Source organism: Halobacterium sp. CBA1132 (genome assembly GCF_001485535.1).
In the GTDB taxonomy this organism is placed as follows: domain Archaea; phylum Halobacteriota; class Halobacteria; order Halobacteriales; family Halobacteriaceae; genus Halobacterium.
Map to the genome: position 1 here is coordinate 452352 of NZ_BCMZ01000001.1, position 18609 is coordinate 470960.

At 67.3% G+C, this 18609-nt stretch carries 19 protein-coding genes and 1 pseudogene; 8 read left to right on the plus strand and 12 right to left on the minus strand.

Annotated elements, in window-relative coordinates; all coding sequences use genetic code 11:
• Window positions 1-2: 2 nt before the first annotated feature.
• From pstB to AVZ66_RS02280, 3 genes are read left to right on the plus strand one after another with little or no spacing between them, the layout of a single operon-like run.
• On the plus strand, window positions 3-881 hold the full coding sequence (pstB, locus tag AVZ66_RS02270; protein ID WP_058981421.1) for a phosphate ABC transporter ATP-binding protein PstB: 879 nt from the start codon (window positions 3-5) through the stop codon (window positions 879-881).
• 5 nt (window positions 882-886) lie between these two features.
• Window positions 887-1567: a phosphate signaling complex protein PhoU gene (gene phoU, locus AVZ66_RS02275; protein WP_058981423.1), complete on the plus strand. Its 681-nt coding sequence runs from the start codon at window positions 887-889 to the stop codon at window positions 1565-1567.
• Between the two features lie 45 nt (window positions 1568-1612).
• A complete protein-coding gene (locus AVZ66_RS02280) occupies window positions 1613-2302 on the plus strand; it encodes a TOBE domain-containing protein (protein ID WP_058981425.1) in 690 nt (229 codons plus the stop codon).
• Between the two features lie 53 nt (window positions 2303-2355).
• Here the strand turns inward: AVZ66_RS02280 and AVZ66_RS02285 are convergent, their stop codons facing one another.
• From AVZ66_RS02285 to AVZ66_RS02295, 3 genes and pseudogenes are all read right to left on the minus strand, one after another.
• Complete coding sequence (locus AVZ66_RS02285; RefSeq protein WP_058981427.1) at window positions 2356-2766, minus strand: glutaredoxin; 411 nt, start codon at window positions 2764-2766, stop codon at window positions 2356-2358.
• A gap of 131 nt (window positions 2767-2897) precedes the next feature.
• Window positions 2898-3529: pseudogene (gfcR, locus tag AVZ66_RS02290) on the minus strand (transcriptional regulator GfcR).
• Window positions 3526-4593 (minus strand): glucose 1-dehydrogenase, encoded by a 1068-nt coding sequence (locus AVZ66_RS02295; protein ID WP_058981429.1) that lies wholly within the window; start codon window positions 4591-4593, stop codon window positions 3526-3528. The pseudogene gfcR and the gene AVZ66_RS02295 overlap by 4 nt, the downstream one beginning before the upstream one ends.
• 120 nt (window positions 4594-4713) lie before the next feature.
• On the opposite strand from AVZ66_RS02295, the gene AVZ66_RS02300 reads away from it, so the two are divergent.
• Entirely contained in the window at window positions 4714-5922 is a 1209-nt protein-coding gene (locus tag AVZ66_RS02300) for an HAD hydrolase family protein (RefSeq protein ID WP_058981431.1), read from the plus strand.
• Here AVZ66_RS02300 and AVZ66_RS02305 read toward each other — a convergent pair whose 3' ends face one another.
• The gene (locus AVZ66_RS02305; protein ID WP_058981433.1) at window positions 5923-6192 is read right to left on the minus strand and encodes a MoaD/ThiS family protein; all 270 of its coding nucleotides are present in this window, start codon (window positions 6190-6192) and stop codon (window positions 5923-5925) included. It lies immediately after the preceding gene.
• Between the two features lie 101 nt (window positions 6193-6293).
• Between AVZ66_RS02305 and AVZ66_RS02310 the strand changes: the two genes are divergently transcribed.
• On the plus strand, window positions 6294-7235 hold the full coding sequence (locus AVZ66_RS02310) for a dihydrodipicolinate synthase family protein (RefSeq protein WP_231727065.1): 942 nt from the start codon (window positions 6294-6296) through the stop codon (window positions 7233-7235).
• 10 nt (window positions 7236-7245) lie between these two features.
• Window positions 7246-8484, plus strand: a complete 1239-nt coding sequence (locus tag AVZ66_RS02315; RefSeq protein WP_058981437.1) for a mandelate racemase/muconate lactonizing enzyme family protein — start codon at window positions 7246-7248, stop codon at window positions 8482-8484.
• A 201-nt stretch (window positions 8485-8685) separates the two neighbouring features.
• Here the strand turns inward: AVZ66_RS02315 and AVZ66_RS02320 are convergent, their stop codons facing one another.
• From AVZ66_RS02320 to AVZ66_RS02340, 5 genes are all read right to left on the minus strand, one after another.
• On the minus strand, window positions 8686-9447 hold the full coding sequence (locus tag AVZ66_RS02320; protein WP_058981439.1) for a universal stress protein: 762 nt from the start codon (window positions 9445-9447) through the stop codon (window positions 8686-8688).
• On the minus strand, window positions 9447-10883 hold the full coding sequence (locus tag AVZ66_RS02325; RefSeq protein WP_058981440.1) for an APC family permease: 1437 nt from the start codon (window positions 10881-10883) through the stop codon (window positions 9447-9449). The genes AVZ66_RS02320 and AVZ66_RS02325 overlap by 1 nt, the downstream gene beginning before the upstream one ends.
• Before the next feature lie 46 nt (window positions 10884-10929).
• Window positions 10930-11652: a diphthine--ammonia ligase gene (locus AVZ66_RS02330; RefSeq protein WP_058981442.1), complete on the minus strand. Its 723-nt coding sequence runs from the start codon at window positions 11650-11652 to the stop codon at window positions 10930-10932.
• Window positions 11653-11688: 36 nt separating this feature from the next.
• A complete protein-coding gene (locus tag AVZ66_RS02335) occupies window positions 11689-12840 on the minus strand; it encodes a DUF373 family protein (RefSeq protein ID WP_058981445.1) in 1152 nt (383 codons plus the stop codon).
• A 105-nt stretch (window positions 12841-12945) separates the two neighbouring features.
• Window positions 12946-13848, minus strand: coding sequence for a coiled-coil protein (locus tag AVZ66_RS02340; RefSeq protein ID WP_058981447.1), 903 nt, complete (start codon window positions 13846-13848; stop codon window positions 12946-12948).
• A 303-nt stretch (window positions 13849-14151) separates the two neighbouring features.
• Between AVZ66_RS02340 and AVZ66_RS02345 the strand changes: the two genes are divergently transcribed.
• On the plus strand, window positions 14152-14565 hold the full coding sequence (locus tag AVZ66_RS02345) for a DUF371 domain-containing protein (protein WP_058981448.1): 414 nt from the start codon (window positions 14152-14154) through the stop codon (window positions 14563-14565).
• A gap of 56 nt (window positions 14566-14621) precedes the next feature.
• Window positions 14622-15530, plus strand: a complete 909-nt coding sequence (gene nth, locus AVZ66_RS02350) for an endonuclease III (protein ID WP_058981450.1) — start codon at window positions 14622-14624, stop codon at window positions 15528-15530.
• On the opposite strand, the gene AVZ66_RS02355 is transcribed toward nth, so the two are convergent.
• The 3 genes from AVZ66_RS02355 to AVZ66_RS02365 form a co-directional block, all read right to left on the minus strand.
• Window positions 15527-15886, minus strand: coding sequence for a hypothetical protein (locus AVZ66_RS02355; protein WP_058981453.1), 360 nt, complete (start codon window positions 15884-15886; stop codon window positions 15527-15529). The genes nth and AVZ66_RS02355 overlap by 4 nt on opposite strands.
• A 44-nt stretch (window positions 15887-15930) precedes the next feature.
• A complete protein-coding gene (locus AVZ66_RS02360; RefSeq protein WP_058981455.1) occupies window positions 15931-16380 on the minus strand; it encodes a hypothetical protein in 450 nt (149 codons plus the stop codon).
• Between the two features lie 76 nt (window positions 16381-16456).
• Entirely contained in the window at window positions 16457-18382 is a 1926-nt protein-coding gene (locus tag AVZ66_RS02365) for a beta-CASP ribonuclease aCPSF1 (RefSeq protein WP_058981457.1), read from the minus strand.
• Window positions 18383-18609 lie beyond the last annotated feature (227 nt).

Consider the following 18609-nt stretch of genomic DNA (forward strand, 5'->3'; position numbering starts at 1 on the left):
CCATGAGTGACAACACACCAGAGACCGACGAACCGGCCCGCGGGGAGACCGCCGACCCGACGAACGACGACATGCTCGTTGAGACCGACGTCGCAAGCGCGACGTCCGAGTCCACGTCCGGCGCGACCCCCGACCCCATTATCCGGTCGCGTGACCTCGACGTGTTCTACGGCGAGGAACGCGCCCTCGACGGCATCGACATCGACATCCCGGAGAACCGCGTCACCGCCATCATCGGTCCCTCCGGCTGCGGGAAGTCGACGTTCCTGCGATGCATCAACCGCATGAACGACCGCATCGACGCCTGCCGCGTGACCGGCGAACTCGCCCTGCGCGGGAAGAACGTCTACGACGCCGACGTCGACCCGGTGGCGCTGCGGCGCCGCGTCGGGATGGTGTTCCAGGAACCGAACCCGTTCCCAAAGAGCATCTACGACAACGTCGCCTACGGCCTCGAAATTCAGGACGTCGAGGGCGACCACGACGAAATCGTCGAGCAGTCCCTGCGGCGCGCGGCGCTGTGGGACGAGGTCAGTCACCAACTCGACAGCTCCGGGCTGGAGCTGTCGGGCGGCCAGCAACAGCGGCTCTGCATCGCGCGCGCCATCGCGCCCGACCCCGAAGTCCTGCTGATGGACGAGCCGGCGTCGGCGCTGGACCCGGTGGCGACCAGTCAGGTCGAGGACCTCATCGAGGAACTCGCCGAGGACTACACCGTCGTCATCGTCACGCACAACATGCAGCAGGCCGCCCGCATCTCCGACAAGACGGCCGTGTTCCTCACGGGCGGGGAACTCGTGGAGTTCGGCGACACCAACCAGATCTTCGAGAACCCGGAGCACGACCGGGTCGAAGATTACATTACGGGCAAGTTCGGGTAACAACCATGCCACGAGAGAGCTACCAAGAGAAACTCGACGCGCTCCGCAACGACGTCCTCTACATGAGCGAAGTGGTCGTCGACCGCCTGCGGTTGGCGCTGGAAGCGATGGAACAGAAAGACGAACAGGCCGCGATGGACGTCATCGAGGGCGACGACGAGGTCAACCAACTGTATCTCGACCTCGAAGAGGAGTGCATCGACTTGCTCGCGCTCCAGCAGCCGGTCGCCGGCGACCTCCGACTCATCGCGTCGTCGTTCAAGATTACGACCGACCTCGAACGCGTCGGTGATCTCGCGACGAACCTCGCGGAGTACACCCTCGACGCGGACCGGGACATGTTCCCCGAGGTCGACATTCAGGCCATCGGCACGACAACCATCGAAATGATAGAGGACGCGATGGACGCGTACGCCGACGCGGACATCGACGCCTGCTACGCTATCGCCGAGCGCGACGACGACCTCGACGAGCGCTGCCGGCAAGCCTCCGAGACGGTGATGCGCGACCTCATCGAGACCGAAATCGACGTCGAATCCAGCGACGAGGACGTCGAGGCGCTGATGCAGGACGTCTCCCGGATGTTGCTGACGGTGCGGGACTTAGAGCGCGTCGGCGACCACGCCGTCAACGTCGCCGCGCGCACGCTCTACATGGTCGAGAAGGACGACGAACTCATCTACTGAGCCGCCGACCAAATCCTTTTGCGCGCGCTCGCGCTACAGCGACGCATGGACACCCACCCCGAGTTCGACGCGTACGTCGGCAGCGACGGGGTGACTCTCGACACCCGTGACGTCGCGTTGCTGCGCGCAATCGACGACGAGGGCTCGCTCAGTAGCGCGGCCGAATCGCTGGGGCGCTCGTACGCACACGCCCAGCGCCGCGTCGTCGAACTGGAGGACGCGTTCGGGTCGCTCGTGGAGCGCCAGCGCGGCGGCTCCGGCGGCGGCGGCAGCGAACTCACGGACACGGCGACCGAACTACTGGCGACGTTCGAGCGCGTGCAGACGAGCTTCGAGGGCGTCACCGAGGTCGCGGAGACGGTGCTCTCGGGGACGGTCGTCGAGCGCGACGGCGAACTCGCGACCGTCGAGACGGACGCGGGGTGCGTGCGCGCGCTCGTCCCCGAGGGCGACGGCGACGTCTACCTCACGCTACGCGCGGACGCCGTCACGCTCACCGACCCCGCGGACACGCCGACGCCCGAGCACACGAGCGCGCGGAACCGCTTCTCGGGCACCGTCACCAGCGTCGAGACCGGCGAGCGCGTCGCCCGCGTCGCCGTCGACGTCGGCGCGGACGACCCGGTGCTCGCGCTCGTCACCGAGGACAGCCGCTCGCGACTCGACCTCGAACCCGGCCGCGACGTCGTCGTCTCCTTCAAAGCCACCGCGACCCGCGGCGTCCCCGTCGAGTGACATAGCCGTCGCTACGCGGCGAGCGTCGAAGAAAACGAGTGCTCAGGCGCGGCTCAGAACGGGGACTCGACGCCGTCGTCGGGGCTCGTCGCCGCGGCGTCCTCCTCTACGTCGGCCTCGTCGGCGTTCAGTTCGTCCGCGAGCTCGCCGCGCTCCTCCAGTTCGGCGAGGATGTCGCTGCCGCCCACGAACTCGCCGTTCACGAACGTCTGCGGGATGGTCTCCCAGCCGCTGCGCTCTTCGAGCGCGACGCGGAACTCGTCGAGGCTCTGGAGCGCGTCCACCGTGTGCACGTCCGGTCGGTACTGCGAGATGAGGTTGATTGCGCGCTTCGAGAACCCGCACTGGGGCATCCGCGCGTCCCCCTTCATGAACAGCACCACGTCGTTGTTCTCGATCGCCTCGGCGACGATTTCGTCGACCGCCTCCTGCTCCATCGCGGAGTCCATCGGGTCGAAAGCCATACTCGTCCTACGGCGAGGACAGAGAAAGGCCTTGGGTAGCGTGGCCGAGCAACGCGAGGCCACGTTAGAGCGAGCGGGGAGGAACGACCCGCGAGCCGCGTGACTGAACGAAGCCCGCGAAGCGAGCGTCGTCAGTCGTCGTTGCCGACGCGGATGACTTGGAACAGGGATTCGAGGGGGACGTCGCCGACGTCGCTGATGCCTTGTTTGTCGACGAGGACGCCGCAGGCGACGGGTTTTCCGTCGGCTTCGCGGATGGCTTCGACAGTCTCGGTGATGGTGGTGCCGGAGGTGATGGTGTCGTCGACCACGAAGCACTCGCGGTCTTCGACGCTCGCGAAGTTCCGGCTGAAGCTCCCGCCGAGTTCGTCGATGTCGCCTTCGTCCCACTGGTGTTTGCGGGGGTGTACGTCGCGAGGTCGGTCTTCAGTTCGTTCGAGACGGCGGTGGCGAGCGGCACGCCGGCCTTCTCGACGCCGACGATGAGGTCGACGTCGTGGCTGTGCTCGCGGAGCGCGTCCGCCAGCGCCATCCCGATGGCGTTGAGGCGCGCGCCGGCTTCACCGATATTGCTCCAGTCCACGTGAACGTCCTGTGGGCCGCTCACTGGTGCTTCGTCGACGGGAGCCGACGTGCCGGCGCGCTCGACGAGCCAGCTCGCGGTCTCCCGGGAGACGTTCAGTTCGTCCGCGATTTCGCCACGCGACAGCCCGCGGGCTGCGAGCTCCGACGCGCTGTCGATGAGGTCGTCGACGTTCTTCATCTACTGTCGAATTGAACCGCCGTCTTGATGGTCGTTTCGTCGTCGACGAACGCTCGGTCGAACTCGTCGAGGTCGTAGACGCCGGTGACGAGGTCGTCGAAGAACCACTCGGGGAGCGCTTGGAGGGTGTCGACGGCGGCTTCGAAGTGCCGGACGCCGGAGTTGACGCTGCCGACGAGGGCCTTGTTCTGGAGGACGAACTCGCGGTGGAGGCGGCCGCCCGCGACTTCGAAGTCCCAGTCCTCGGGGACACCGAGCAGCGCGCCGACGCCGTTGGGCGCGAGCGCGTCGACCGTCTCGAAGGCGTGTTTCGGGTAGCCGGTGGCTTCGTAGACGAAGTCCATCGGTTCGTGGGCGGCCGGAATGTCGGGCACCGGGGTCTCCCGGGAGTCGACGTAGGTGGCGCCCAGTGATTCGACGATGTCGATTGTTGGGTCGGGGCGGTCGCGGCGCCCGAGGCAGTACGTGCGCTCGAAGCGCTCGTCGGCGTCCAGCATCGCGAGCGTGAGCAGGCCCAGCGAGCCGTTCCCGAGCACGAGCGCGCTCTCGGGCCGCCAGTCGAACGCCGAGCGCGCGGCGAACGCGTGCTCGAAGCCCTTCTCGGAGATGCTGACGGGTTCGACGAGGAAGCCGCGCTCGGCGAGCGTGTCGGGAATCTCCACGAGGAACTCGGCGGGGCTGGTGAAGTACTCGGCCATGAAGCCGTGCGCGCCCTCGATGCCGCGCTCGTGGTACTGGCCGCCGGGCGCCATGTCGGGCTCGCCGCGCTCGAAGTAGTCGTTGGTGCCGTTCGGCCGGCGGCGGACCGTCGGCACGACGACATCGCCGGCGTCGAGGTCGGTGCCGTTCGGGTCCTCGACGACGCCGACGGCCTCGTGACCGAGCACGAGGTGGTCGTCGCCCTCGGGGAAGCCGCCGTGGCTACCCGCGATGACTTCGTGGTCGGTGCCGTCGACGCCGACGCGGAGCGTGCGCACGAGCGCTTCGCCGGGGTCTGGGTCGGGTCGCGGCAGGTCGACGACGCGCGGCGTCCGGTCGTCGCGGGTGACGGCGATTGCGTCCATGCCTCGCTCTCACACCCACACCGACTAAATATTTATTATACATCGAGTAAGTGCGCCATCGGCGTGGCGGCGCCGCCGTCTCCCACCCACACCTAAATTGGTGCCGCCCGTCGAACCGGTATGGAACGGTACGACCGACTGTACGCACTCTACGACGAGTTCGACGCGGAGACGATACGCGCCTACCAGGACCTCGTGGACCTGTTCCCGCCCGTCGACTCCCGCGTCGCCCTCGAATACTGGGAGTCCGCCAGCGACGAACTCTCTGACCGCAAGGACGACGTCCGGACGGCCTTCGACGACACGTACGCCGCGCTCGCGTCGCGAGCGTCCCGCGAGCAGGCGTTCGCGGCGCTGGACCTCCACGCCAAGTACGAGCGCGGCGTCAACGTCCTCGTCCTCGACGTCGACGAGACGCTGCGCTCGGCGGGCCACACTGACAACGAGATTCCCCGCGAGACCCTCCACTTGCTCACGGAGTTCCACGAGCAGGGGGTTCCTATAGTCATCTGCACGGGGCAGACTTTGGAGAACGTCAAGGGGTTCCTGATTCAGGGGCTGGGCAACGAACTCGTCCACTCCGGGAACGTCTCCATCGTCTACGAGGCCGGCACCGGCGTGTTCACGCCCGGCCACGGCCCGGACACGAAGCAACTCCTCTACGAGGGACTCGACGACGACGTACGCGGCGTCTTCGACGACGTGCGCGCGAGCGTCCTCTCGGCGGCGCCGGAGGGAATCCGACAGGGCTGTCACCTCCAAGGCAACGAGTTCAACGTCACGCTCAAACCGAACTTCGAGACGGGCAGCGAGCGCGCCCGCGACCTCATCGACGACGCGCTCCGGTACGAACTCGAACTGCTGGCCGAGTGCGTGGCGGACGCGACCGTCGAGCACGTGCGCGCGTTCTACGCCGAGCGAGACCCCGAAATCGAGGGCGTGCTCGCGGACGCCGACCAGCGCCCCGAGAACGTCACTGTCCCCGAGGACGTGCGCGCGGTGCTCGAACGAATCGACGTGGCGTACTACGAGGCCGACGCCGCGGAAATCGCGTCCAGGGAACTGAACAAGGTCGTCGGCGTGCAGGCGGCCTTCGACGTGCTCGGCGCCGACGACCCGTTCGCGCTCGTGATGGGCGACAGCAAGAGCGACCTGCGCGTGATGGAGTGGGTCGCCGAGGAGGACGCGGGCATCGCGGCGGCGCCCGACCACGCGTCCAAGCGCGTCCTCGAACACGTCTGGGACACCGACGACCTCGTCTTCGACGAGGGCGCGGCCGAGGAAGTGCTGCGGACGGCGTGGGCGCTGAATCGGCTCGCAGAACAGTAGTTAGCTGGCGAGGCTGAAGCGGACGGTGTCGCCCTCGCGGAGGCGGCTGCCGGCGGTGAGGTGCTCGTTCTCTGTGGCGTCTCGGACGACGACCGTGTCCGTGCGGAGGCGCGACCCCTCGAGGACGCCCGCGCGGACGTGCGGCCCGAGGTCGTCGGCGAGTGCGTCGACGACGTCGGCCACGGTGGCGTCGTCGTCGACGCCGACGCGGGCGCTGTGGGTGCCCGTGCGAGCAGCGACCGTCCCGGTGAGCTTCACTTCGACGTCCATGCTCGCTCGTAACGACCCGTCCGACAAAAAGTTTACTCACGTGTGGAAAAGTCGTCGCGGGAACCACGGCGCTTATGCTCGCGGCGGGCGACCCGCCGCACGTGCCAGACTACGCACCAGCCCCCGGCGCGGACGACCCGCTCGACGTCCACGGGGTCGTTCCACCGATTGTGACTGCGTTCCACGACGACGAGACGGTCGACGTCGAACGCACCGCCGACCACGCCCGTTTCGTCGTCGACCGCGGCGTCGACGGCGTCTTCCCGCTCGGGACGAACGGCGAGTTCCCCCTGTTGACGGGCGGCGAGCGCCAGCGCGTCGTCGAAGCCGTCGTCGACGAAGTCGGTGGCGACGTCCCGGTCATCGCCGGTGTCGGCGCGCCCAGCACTCGGCAGACGGTTGCGCACGCCGAACACGCCGACGAAGTCGGCGCCGACGGCGTCGTCGTCGTCACGCCGTACTACTACCCGCTGGACGACGAGGCCGCGGTCGCGCACTACGAGCGCGTCGCCGCCGCCATCGACATCCCGGTGTACATCTACCACATCCCCTCGAAAACCGGGAACTCGCTGTCCCTCGACGTGCTCGACGACCTCTCGGCTATCGACAACCTCGCGGGCGTCAAGGACTCCTCGAAGGACGTTCCGTGGCTCGGACAGGCCATCGACGCCCACCCCGAACTGACGTTCCTCTCGGGGTCGGACTCGCTGCTCGTCCCGGGGCTCGACCTCGGTTGCACGGGGATGGTGTCGGCGGTCGCGAACGCGTTTCCGGAACTCGTCGTGGACCTCTACGAGGCCTACGACGGCGGCGACATCGGCCACGCACGCAACCTCCAGAGCACCGTCTACGACGTCCGCACCGCGCTCAAGCAGGGCCCGTACATGGCGGGCGTCAAGACCGCACTCCAGTTGCGCGGTTTCGACGCCGGCCCGCTGCGCTCGCCGCTGCGCGCGATGGACGACGACCAGCGCGACCGCCTCGAAGCCCGGCTTGAGGAACTCGGCTTCCTCGAAACCATAGATTTACACCCAAACGAGTGAACGTCCGAATATGGGAATAGATTACAGCGACCTTCACGACCCGAACGCGGAGTACACGATGCGCGAGCTCTCCGCGGAGACGATGGGCGCCGACCGCCAGCGACCCGCGCCCCGAGACCTCGAAATCACCGACGTGCAGACGACGATGGTCGACGGGAACTTCCCGTGGACGCTCGTCCGCGTCTACACGGACGCGGGCGTCGTCGGCACCGGCGAAGCCTACTGGGGCGCCGGCGTCCCCGAACTCGTCGAGCGGATGAAGCCGTTCGTCATCGGCGAGAACCCCCTCGACATCGACCGGCTCTTCGAGCACCTCGTCCAGAAGATGAGCGGCGAGGGCTCCGTCGAGGGCGTCACCGTCACCGCGATCTCCGGCATCGAAATCGCGCTCCACGACCTCGCCGGGAAAGTGCTGGACGTGCCCGCCTACCAGCTGCTCGGCGGGAAGTACCGCGACGACGTGCGCGTGTACTGTGACTGCCACACGGAAGCGGAAGCCGACCCCGAGGCGTGCGCGGACGAGGCCGAGCGCGTCGTCGAGGAACTCGGCTACGACGCCCTCAAGTTCGACCTCGACGTGCCCTCCGGCCACGAGAAGGACCGCGCGAACCGCCACCTCCGCCCGGGCGAGATTCGCCACAAGGCCGAAATCGTCGAGCGAGTCACCGAGCGCGTGAAAGACCGCGCGGACGTCGCCTTCGACTGCCACTGGACGTTCTCCGGCGGCTCCGCCAAGCGCCTCGCAAGCGAACTCGAGGAGTACGACGTGTGGTGGCTCGAAGACCCCGTTCCCCCGGAGAACCTCGACGTGCAGGAAGAGGTCACGAAGTCCACGACGACGCCCATCGCGGTCGGCGAGAACCGCTACCGCGTCACCGAGGAACGCCGCCTCATCGAGAATCAGGCCGTCGACATCGTCGCGCCCGACCTCCCGAAGGTCGGCGGGATGCGAGAGACCCAGAAGATTGCGGACGTCGCCAACCAGTACTACGTGCCGGTGGCGATGCACAACGTCTCCTCCCCGATTGCGACGATGGCGAGCGCGCACGTCGGCGCCGCCATCCCGAACAGCCTCGCCGTCGAGTACCACTCCTACGAACTCGACTGGTGGAGCGACCTCGTCGAGGAGGACGTCATCGAGAACGGCTCCATCACCGTCCCCGAGGAGCCCGGTCTCGGCCTCACGCTCGACATGGACGCCGTCGAGGAACACATGGTCGACGGCGAGACCTTGTTCGACGAGGCGTAAGCCTCGTCGTGCTCGACAGACGGGCGCAGCGAGTCTGTCGGCGTTCGACCCCGCCTAGCGGGGTCGAGCGAGTGAGTCGCAGCGTGAACGAAGTGAGCGACCGTCTCACTACGTTCGACGAAGCATGAGCTTCATCGAGCACGCTGAGCTTCGCTCAGCGACGTTCGACGAGGCGTAGCTGAGACGAACGACGAATCGCCGCTATTCCTCGAGTTCGCGGTCGCGCACGACGAGTACGGGCGCGACCGCGCCCTCCGCGACGCGCTCGGTTTCGTCGCCGAACAGCACCGCGAACGGCGACTCGCTGCCTTCGCCCATGACGATGACGTCGAACTCGTCGGAGCGGTCGACGATGCTGCGGACGGGGTACTCCGAGGCGCTGGTCGTGGTGGTGATCTGGTCGGCGGGGACGCCGCGGTCGGTGAGCGTCTCGCGGACGTACGCGATGCCGTCGTCGGCGTCGAAGCCGCTGCCGGTCCGTTCGATGCCCCAGAGCGTAACCGAGCCCTCGCTACCCGCGAACAGCGTGGCGACGAGGTCTGCGAGCCGGTCGGCGTCGATCTCGCCTCGAATCGGCACGACGACATCGTGTATCTCGCCGATGGGGTTCGGTAGGAGGACGGCGGTCGCGTCGACCTCCGTGGCGACGCGCTCGACGGTCTGGTCGCGGTCGTGCGTGAACGCGACCCGGGTCTCGACCTCGCGGCCGGCCTCGCGGAACGTCTCCGCGATGTCCTCGACGGCTTCCTGCGCGCGGTCCTCGAACTGCATGCTCGCCTGCTCGGTCGGCGTCTGCTCGGGGAGGACGTGGTAGCCCAACACGACCACTTCGGCGGGCGCGAGGAATTCCGCCAGCGACGCCGAGATGGACTCGCCCTCCAGCACTTCCACGGGCACGAGCACGCGCGACGGCTCGCGGACGGAAAGCGATTCGCCGTCGGTCGCGGATTCGTCGGTTACCATTAGAGGACCCCCTTGAGTTGCACGTCGCTCGCGTAGTACTTGTACCACCCGGCGGCCGCGGCCATGATGGCGAGTCCGATTACCTGGGAGGCGCGCTGCATGAACCCGATGAGACCGAAGCTCGCGACCGCGCCGACGCCCGCGACCAGCCAGTAGGCGGGCACGCGGAAGTCGGGGTCGTACCACTCGGGTTCGTCGCGGCGCATCGAGATGAGTGCGACGCACATCAGCCCGTACATCACGAGGTGGAGGAACGACGCGACCTCCGCGAGCACCTCGACTTCACCGAGCGCGACGAGCACGAGCACTGGCCCACCGGCCATCGCGAGCGCGACGTGGGGCGTGCCGTACTTGAGATTGAGGCGGCTCGCGTACTGCGGGACGAGGGCGTCCTTACTCACCGCGAATACCGCTCGCGACGTGGACAGAATCGAGGCGTTCGCGCTGGAGACGGTCGCGAGCAGTCCGGCGACGAGGATGGCGAGTGCGCCCGCGTCACCGAAGTACGCCCGCGCGACTTCGACGATGGCGGTCTCGCCGAACCGCGACAGCGGGCCGCTGCCGAACGCGCTCGTCGCCACGAAAATCGTCGACACGTAGAGGATGCCGACGATGATTACCGACCCGACCATCGCCAGCGGGAGGTTCCGGCCGGGGTTCTTGATGTCGCCGGCGACGGTGGCGACCTGCGCGAACCCCAGGTAGGAGGTGAACACGAGCGCTGCCGTCGTGAACATCGGCATCGGGCCGAACGGCATGAACGTCTCGGGCGTGCTCGAAGCTCCGAACACGCCGACGGCGTCGAGGCCGCCGTAGCCGAGGAAGACGACGAGAATCGTCAACAGCAGGCCGACCACGTAGTTCTGGAGTTTCGCGGCGTTCTCCGTCCCGAAGAGGTTCAGCGCCGTGAGCGCCACGCCGAACACCAGCGCCAGCGGCACGACCACGGGAATGTTTCCGACGGGAACGCCGGCTTCGAGCAGCAGCGCGGCGGCGTAGTTCCCGAACCCGACGAGGTAGAACGCGGTCGCGAACACGAGCCCGAGCCAGATGCTGATGCCGACGACGGCACCGGGGAGCGCGCCGAGCGCCCGCGAGATGAAGTAGTAGCCGCCGCCGGACTTCGGCATCGCGGTCGCCAACTCCGAAGCCGGGAGCGCCACGAGCAACGCGATGACCGCGCCGATGGCGAACGACCCCGCGGCCGCGGGCCCGGCGTTGCCGGCTGCCAGCCCCGGGAACACGAAGATGCCCGCGCCGATCATCGTCCCGACGCCGATGGCGACGCCGCCCTTCAGGCCGATGGAGCGTTCGAGTTCCGTCCCCTCCTCGGTGACGGTCGTCTCGCCGGTGTCGTCCGTCGGCGGCGCGACCGAGGCGGGCGACTCACCGTGTTCGTCCGTCCCCCCGGAGTCGGGGGGTTGCGACGTTCCCATGCCCGAGAATCCACGGCCGCGGCAGAATAATCTGATGGCGGATTGACTACTCGCCCAGCTGCGCGTCCGTAATTTCGATGTGGCCGCGGTCACCCTCCCAGACCGCCTCGTACTCCAACTCGATTGGGCGAGACATGTGCGGGCCGTCCGTGACGAACGTCTCGAACTCGCCGCCCTCCCCGAGGACGTGGACGCCGTACTCGTCGTTGAGGGATTCGAGTTCGTCCAGCGCCTCGCGGTCGAGCGTGCGCCCGAGCCACGACTCGTCGAGGCCGTACGCCGCGACTTGGACGACCGTAATCTCGAAGCCGGCGGCGAGCATCTCGTCGGCGAGGTCGCGGGGGTCGCGCTGCCACAGCGGCGCGAACACCTCGCAGCCGAGCCGCTCCGCCATCGCTTCGATGCGGGAGGTCTGGTACTCGCTCTCGACGGCGCCCGCGGTGACGCCCGCGAGCCCGCCGTCGAGGTCGGCCGCGAGGTCGAGGAGGGCGGCCTCCAGCGGTTCGAGTTCGGCGTCGCCCTGTTCGCCGGACTCGCTTTCGGCCGTCGCCTCGAAGTCCGCGGGTTCGACGTCCACGAGCGGGATGCCGATGCTCTCGGCGGCGAGGCTCGCGAGGCGCGTCGCGGGCACGTGATACATGTACGAGTCGCCTTCCGGGTGGACTGTGACGAGCCGCGCAACGTCCAAGCCCTCCTCTAGGGCGCAGTAGAGCGCCCACGAGGAGTCTTTCCCGCCGGAGAACAGGCTCACCCACTGGCCGTCAGTCATACCTCCGCTTGCACCGCGGCGTTGAAATACCCCACTCTACGGCTCGACGGACTCCTCCCCGTCCTCGACGCCGTCGCCGACGCTGAATCGCGTCGCCACGCGGATGCCGACGACGCTGACGAGCACGCCCGCGACGACGAACGCAGCCAGCCGCTCTTCCGGCGAGAGCACGAACCCGCCGACGGAGAGCGCGCCGACGTCGGTCGCCGGCACGGATACGGAGTCGAGTTCGCCCGCTAACTCCATGAAGTACGCCGCGAACCCGCGGACGACCATTCCGACCGCGAGCACGCCGAACGGGAGATTGAGGAACGATGTGCGAACCTCATCTCGGCGGATGAACTCGTCGAACAGTCGCCCGGCGCTGGCCGCCAGTCCGCCCAGCGTCACCCACGGGACGCTGAAGTACGTGAACGCCATCGCGGTCAACAACAGCGGCGTCTCCGCGGGCAGATTGGAGACAGCGAGCGCGCCCGCGAACACGCCGACGAGCGCGAGGCCGCCCGCGACGACGTACGTGACGATGGAGACGCGCCCGGAGTACAGCGCGTCCCGCGCCTGCGCGGGCACCTCTGCGAGGTAGTTCTCGATGCTCAATCCCTTGTAGAGGACGAACAGGCCGATGACGGCGGTGATGGCCGCGACGGCGACCGCGAGGCTGCCGGTGACCATCAGCAGCGCCGGGAACACCAGCAACACGATGCCCAGCGGCACCAGCACCGTCTGTCGGAGTTCCTCGTCGGCGAGGAACTGCTTGAGGAGGTAGTACGTGGATTCGAGGTCGCGGGCCTGCCGGACGACGACGCGGTCGACGGCGTCCACTTGGAGGCGGCTCTCCACGATGGGGACGACGCGCTCGTCCTCCGCGCTGTCGATGACGACGACCGCCGAATCGGGGTCGTAGCGCGCGATGAGGTGGTCCAGTTGTTCGGCGACCGAGCGGTCCGCGGAGACGCTGTCGCCGCTCCCGGAGATGGCCGCGACGACCGCGTCGTCGTCGCCATCCCGGAGGTCGCGGGTGACGCGCAGCGCCTCCAGCAGGCAGTTCACCGCGGAGTCCTCGGGGTCGGCGACCCCCATCTCCACGACCAGCGACTGCACGGCCTCCCAGCCCGCGACCGGCGTCTGCAGCCCGGTCTGACGGGGGATGTCCCCAGTCCGGTCCACACAGACGACCAGCGTACGCATCTATCCTCTACAGCGTCACGCCGTCGTGATAAAAACCCCGCGTTCGGCGAGACGGCGCTGTCGCTGTGCGCCGGGAAATACGGAGAAATCCGCAGTAGAACGTCGTTAGAGGTGGCCGGACTTCTGGAGCTTGCGGAGGTCCTCGGTGTCGAGGGTCTCGCCCTCCTTGAACCGCTCGTAGATCTCCTCGGCCTCCTCGCGGGCTTCGGCCTGCTCGGCGGCGCGCTCGTCCTCGCGCTCCTCTTCTTCCTGCTTGTCGAGTTCGCGGAGGCGCTTCTGGACGCGCACGAACGCCTCGTGGTGGGCGTCGGCGGCTTCCTGAGCCTCGACGAACTTCTCGTGCATCTCGTCGGCCTCGTCACGGATGTCGTCGGCCTCGCGGTAGGCCTCGATCATCTCGTTGTGGTGCTCTTGGGCCTTGTCCGCGAGCTCCGTCACCTTCTCGTGGTGCTCGGAGGCTTCCGCGCGGACTTCCTCGGCCTCGTCGACGAGCTCCTCGAGGTCGCCGGATTCGTCGAGTTTCTCCTTGCGGTCCTGGTACTCCTCGCGCTTGTCCTCGATCTTCTCGATGAGCTCGCGCTCGTCTTCGGTCGAGAGGACCTCGGTCTGCTGCTTGAACTCGAGCTGCTCGATCTCCTCTTTGAGCTCCTCGAGGTCTTTGCCCTCGTCGAGCTCGAGGTCTTCTTTGCGCTGCTCGACCTCGTCGAAGAGCTCGTTCGCGTCGGCGTTGAGCTCGTTACGGATCTCCTTGTGCTCTTGGACGCGCTCGTTGAGCTCGTCTCGCTGCTCTCGGTGCTCTTGGGCCTCGTCGACCTTCTCTCGCGTCTTCGCGTTGAGTTCGTCGCGGTCGGAGGCGCGGGAGCTGGCGAGCTGGTTGAGCTCGTTACGCCGGTCGCGGAACTGGCCGGCGTTCTTGATGAGCTGACCCTTGGACTTCTCCTGGAGCTCTTCGTCTGTAATGAGTTCTTCTGCGCTCGAAACGTCGATATCTTGTTCTTCCTCAGCCATTGTTCAAACCTCGATGCCGTCCTGCTGGAGCGGTCGCGACAGCCGTCGCTCGGAGCGTATTACTTCCCGGTCGGAAGGAGAACGTCCTGTCATTCTCTCGGGCTGTACACGAACGCACGCAGCGTTCTGGTAACGGGTACTACTCCGCCACGCCACTTAAAATTTCCGACGGCGCGTCGCGTGCAAGCAGTTGTCAGACCCCGTTCCTCGGGTGGTAACGGCCCCCACAGTCACCGGGGTGTGTCACTTAAACACCGGGCGCGGAGCGCCGTACACAAGTGCGGCTACCCGCAACCCCAGCGCATGGAAGAACTCGTGCGGGCGACCGGCCACGAACACGTCGCCGCCGAACACGCGTCCACGCTGGAACTGACGACCGACGACTACCTCACACCCGCCGGCGACTGCATCGTCGGCATCGAAGCCGACCGCTCTCCCGCGGACTTCGACCAAGAGTTCGTCGCTGCCTGCCAGGACGAGGACGCTACCATCACGCTCGTCCTCGAAGCCGACGACCACCGCGACACCGTCACCGGCTCCGGCCACCCCGACCTCGAATACACGAACGACCGCAGCATGGTCGGGCGCACGAGCACGTACGTCGACGACCGCACCATCTTCGTGGACGCCGACAAGGCCGCCGCCGACCTCGACCGCGACCTCGTCGCTGCGCTCGCCGACGGCGCCGACCTCACGGCGACGCTGCGCGTCGAGTAACCCACAGCACGGGAGTCGCCGCGGCGCTTTTTGCGCTCCGCGACCCACCACCGAGCATGGACGACGAACCCGCCAAGAACATCTCGGGTGGCGAGAACGCCGGGGGTCGCTTCACCGAGTTCGAACCCGGCGACGGCACCAGCCGTGCAGAAGCCGTTGTCGACCGCCTCGGCGACATGTACTGGCAGAAGACGTACGGCGGCCGGGACGCCTTCGAGTGTCTTGTCCGCACGATTCTCAGCCAGAACACCAGCGACGTCGCCAGCCAGCCCGCTCACGACGCGCTGATGGACCGATACGATGGCGACGGCGACCTTGCGGCGGCGCTCGCCGACGCCCACCGGGACGAACTCGCGGAGACCATCTCCTCGGCTGGCCTCTACAACCAGAAGTCCGAGACCCTGATTCGCATCGCGGGCCGCGTCCGCGAGGAGTACGGGGGCGAGGACGCCTTCGACGAGTTCGTACGCACGGGGCGCGTGGAGCAACGCTCCACGGACGGAGCGAGTAGCGAGGGACGGCGTCCCTCGGACCATTCGAGCGGGCGGAGCCCGCGAGAAGACGGTGAAACCACGAGCAATGACCCCGACGAGGTGCGCGACGCCCTACTCGACATGAAAGGCGTCGGCCCGAAAACAGCCGACTGCGTGCTGCTGTTCGCGGGCGGCCGCGGCGGCGTCTTTCCAGTAGATACGCACGTCCACCGCATCACGCGGCGCCTCGGCATCGCCGCCCCGGACGCCGACCACGAGGCCGTCCGCGAGGCGCTGGAGGCTGACGTTCCAGAATCGAAGTGCGGGTTCGGACACACGGCGATGATTCAGTTCGGCCGCGAGTACTGTTCGGCGCGCAAGCCCGCGTGCCTCGACGGGCCCGAAGCCTGCCCGCTGTACGACCTCTGCGACCGCGTGGGCGTCGACGAACTCGCCGAGGACGTCGTCGACCCCGCGGAGGCCGCCGACTAGAGGCTCTTCCAGCAGGTGTCCGTGAACGACGCCAGCGGGATGTCCACGTTCGAGTCGACGCTGACGAATAGGCCCGTGTACTCGTCGTCCGGGAAGTGGAACACGGTCACCTCGTCGAAGCGGTGCATCGAGCAGCGGAGGTCGCCCGCGTCGAAGAGGTCTTCGAGGTGGGTGCGACTGATGCCTTCGAGCACGAGGTTCCGGTGGATGTCCTCTGCTTGCTCGTCGAGTCGCGCGCCGATGTCCTCGCGGGCGTAGCGTATATCGTACCCGTCCCGGTCGTACTCGGCGACGACCCGCAGTGCGTCGTCGGCTTGCTGCCGGAGCTTCGCGACGAGTCCGTCACCTCCTGCCATACGGCGTGGTAACAACCGTGAAGGTTTGAAAGTTCGGCCGGGCGCTACGCGCTGCTCCCGTTTATGGTCTCGTTGCCCTCGTAGCTGAAGTCGTCACCAGCCGACGGCCCCGCCGAGAGGAACGGGAGGTCGAGTTCCCACTCCGCGACCACGGAGAACCGCGAGAACGGATTCGAGAGGAACTCTGAGAGGTCGCCGACGCCCGCGAACCGCATCTGAACGTCGACGGCGATGACCCGCGTGTCCATTGCGTGACCGACCGCGCTGAACCCGAAGTCGCCGGCGGCGCCGAGGTTCGTGAACATGTCGAGGTGGAGCCAGAACGTGATGTTCGACTCTGCACCGCCGACGTCGAACCGGTAGCCGCCGTCGCCCTCCACGGCTTCCCCGGTCTGCGTCGCTGCAACGGTCTGCGCGGCGACGGCGGGGCCGACGAACGCCGCCGACACCACCAGCGCCACGACGAACGCGCTGACTGCTCGTGTCTCCCTCACACGCTACCGTACCGGAACGCGGAGTATAGTGCTGTCGGCTCCCGAAACAGAGCAGGGACAGTGGGGACGAGCCGCGTCAGACGAAGCGGAACGTTTCGAGGTTCTTCGGTGCGAACGTCCGCATGTTGTAGTCGTGGTAGAGCGCGCTGGAGAGGTCCTGCGTGGAGGACTCGTCGCCGTGCACGCACAGCACCTTCTCGGGGCGCGGGTTCATCGTGCGCACGAAGTCTTCGAGGCCCTGCCGGTCAGCGTGACCGGAGAAGCCGTCGACCGTTTCGGTGTCCATCTCGAGTTCGAGGCGTTCGGTGCGGCCGCTGCCGCGCGAGTCGGGCATCGGAATCTCGTCCCAGCCGGACTGGATGCGGCGGCCGAGCGTCCCCTGCGCCTGGTAGCCGACGAACGTCATCGTGGAGTCCGGGTCCGGGCCGATGTGCTGAATCCAGGACATGATGGGGCCGCCCGTGACCATACCGGACGTCGAGAGGATGATGCACTGGTCGCCGTCAGCGACCTCCTGTCGTTCGTCCTCGCCGCCGTCGATGTGGTTGAACTGCGGCGCGAGGAACGGGTTCTCGTCCTCGTGGAAAATGCGGTCCCGGAGGTCGTCGCGGAGGTACTCGGGGTAGGTGGTGTGGATGGCGGTCGCCTCCCAGATCATGCCGTCGAGGTGGATGGGCATCTCGGGGATGTCGCCCTCCCGCATCGCCTCTTCGAGGACGAGCATCATCTCCTGCGAGCGGCCGACGGCGAACGCCGGAATCAGGACCTTCCCGCCCTGCTCGTAGGTCTCGTTGATGACGCGCTTGAGCTTCTCCTCGGAGTCCTCTTGGTCGGTCTGGTAGTCGTTGCGCCCGCCGTACGTGGATTCGAGGACGAGCGTCTCCACGCGCGGGAAGTCGTTGACGGCGCCGTTGAACAGGCGCGTGTCGTCGTAGTGGATGTCGCCGGAGAACGCGACGTTGTAGAGGCCGTCACCGATGTGGAAGTGCGAGACGGCGCTCCCGAGGATGTGGCCGGCGTTGTGGAATGTGAGTTTCACGTCCGGTGCGATGTCCGTGACGTCGCCGTACTCCAGCGGGATGCAGTGCTTGATGGCCTCGCGGACCATCTCGGAGTCGTACGGCGGCGTGCGACCCTCCTTGGCGGCGACGTCGAGGTAGTCCAGCGTCAGCAGGCCCATCAGGTCACGGGTCGGCTCCGTCGTGTAGATGGGGCCGTCGTAGCCGTACTTGAAGAGGAGGGGAATGAACGCGGAGTGGTCGAGGTGCGCGTGCGTGAGCACGACGGCGTCGATGGAGTTCGCGCCAGCGCCGAGCGCCTCCTGCACTTGGAGGTACGGCACCTCGTCCTCGCTGCCGGGCTTGTCGCCGCAGTCGACGAGGATGCGCGTCTCGGGCGTCGAGAGGATGAAGCTCGCGCGGCCGACCTCGCGGCAGCAGCCCAGCGTGGTGATGCGGACGTACTCGTCGTCGCTCATCTCCTCGCGGTGAATCTGCCGGCCGACCTTCTCGAGGATGTCGCGGCGCTCGTCGCGCTCGGACTTGAGGAAGTTCCGGACGTTCGAGACGGTCGACGACTCGATGGGCGGCGTGCGCACGACTTCGGGCGTCCAGCCCGCGGCTTCCGTGATTTCGCGGAGCGTGGAGCCGTGGCGGCCGATGACCATCCCGGGCTTCTCGGCCTCGATGACGACTTCGCCGGTGTCCTCGTGGAAGTCGAGGTCGGTGACGCCGGCGTCGTCGGGGATGACGTTCAGAATCTTCTCGCGGGCGGTGTCCGGGCGGGAGAGCACCGCGGGGTCGGGGCGGACGGTGATTCGCTTCCGGAGCTTGCTCGCGAGCTGTCGGACGAGGTCGCCGTCTTGGGCGAACTGCTTGGGGTCTCGGGTGTAGACGACGAGTTCGGGGCCCTCGTACTTCACGTCGGTCACCGAGATGTCCGGGGGAATCTCGTTCGTGATCTGGTTCTGTAACTCCTCGAGTTGCTGGTCTACAGTGCTCATAGTCAGTGAATGAGGCCTCCTGCGTCCGCGTCTCCGTCGGGCCCACTCACGACCCGCCGTCGGCGGGGTGAGGAGTGGACCGTAGAACGTGGTGAGTAGACACGCGCTGTCGTCATTCCAGTATGGAGACCGGTGTTCCGGCCGAATGCGGCCGGGCCGCGGGGATTACTGCAGGAGAACCCGCTTACTCGGCAATATGCGGTTCCGGTTATAAAAGCCTTCGCAAA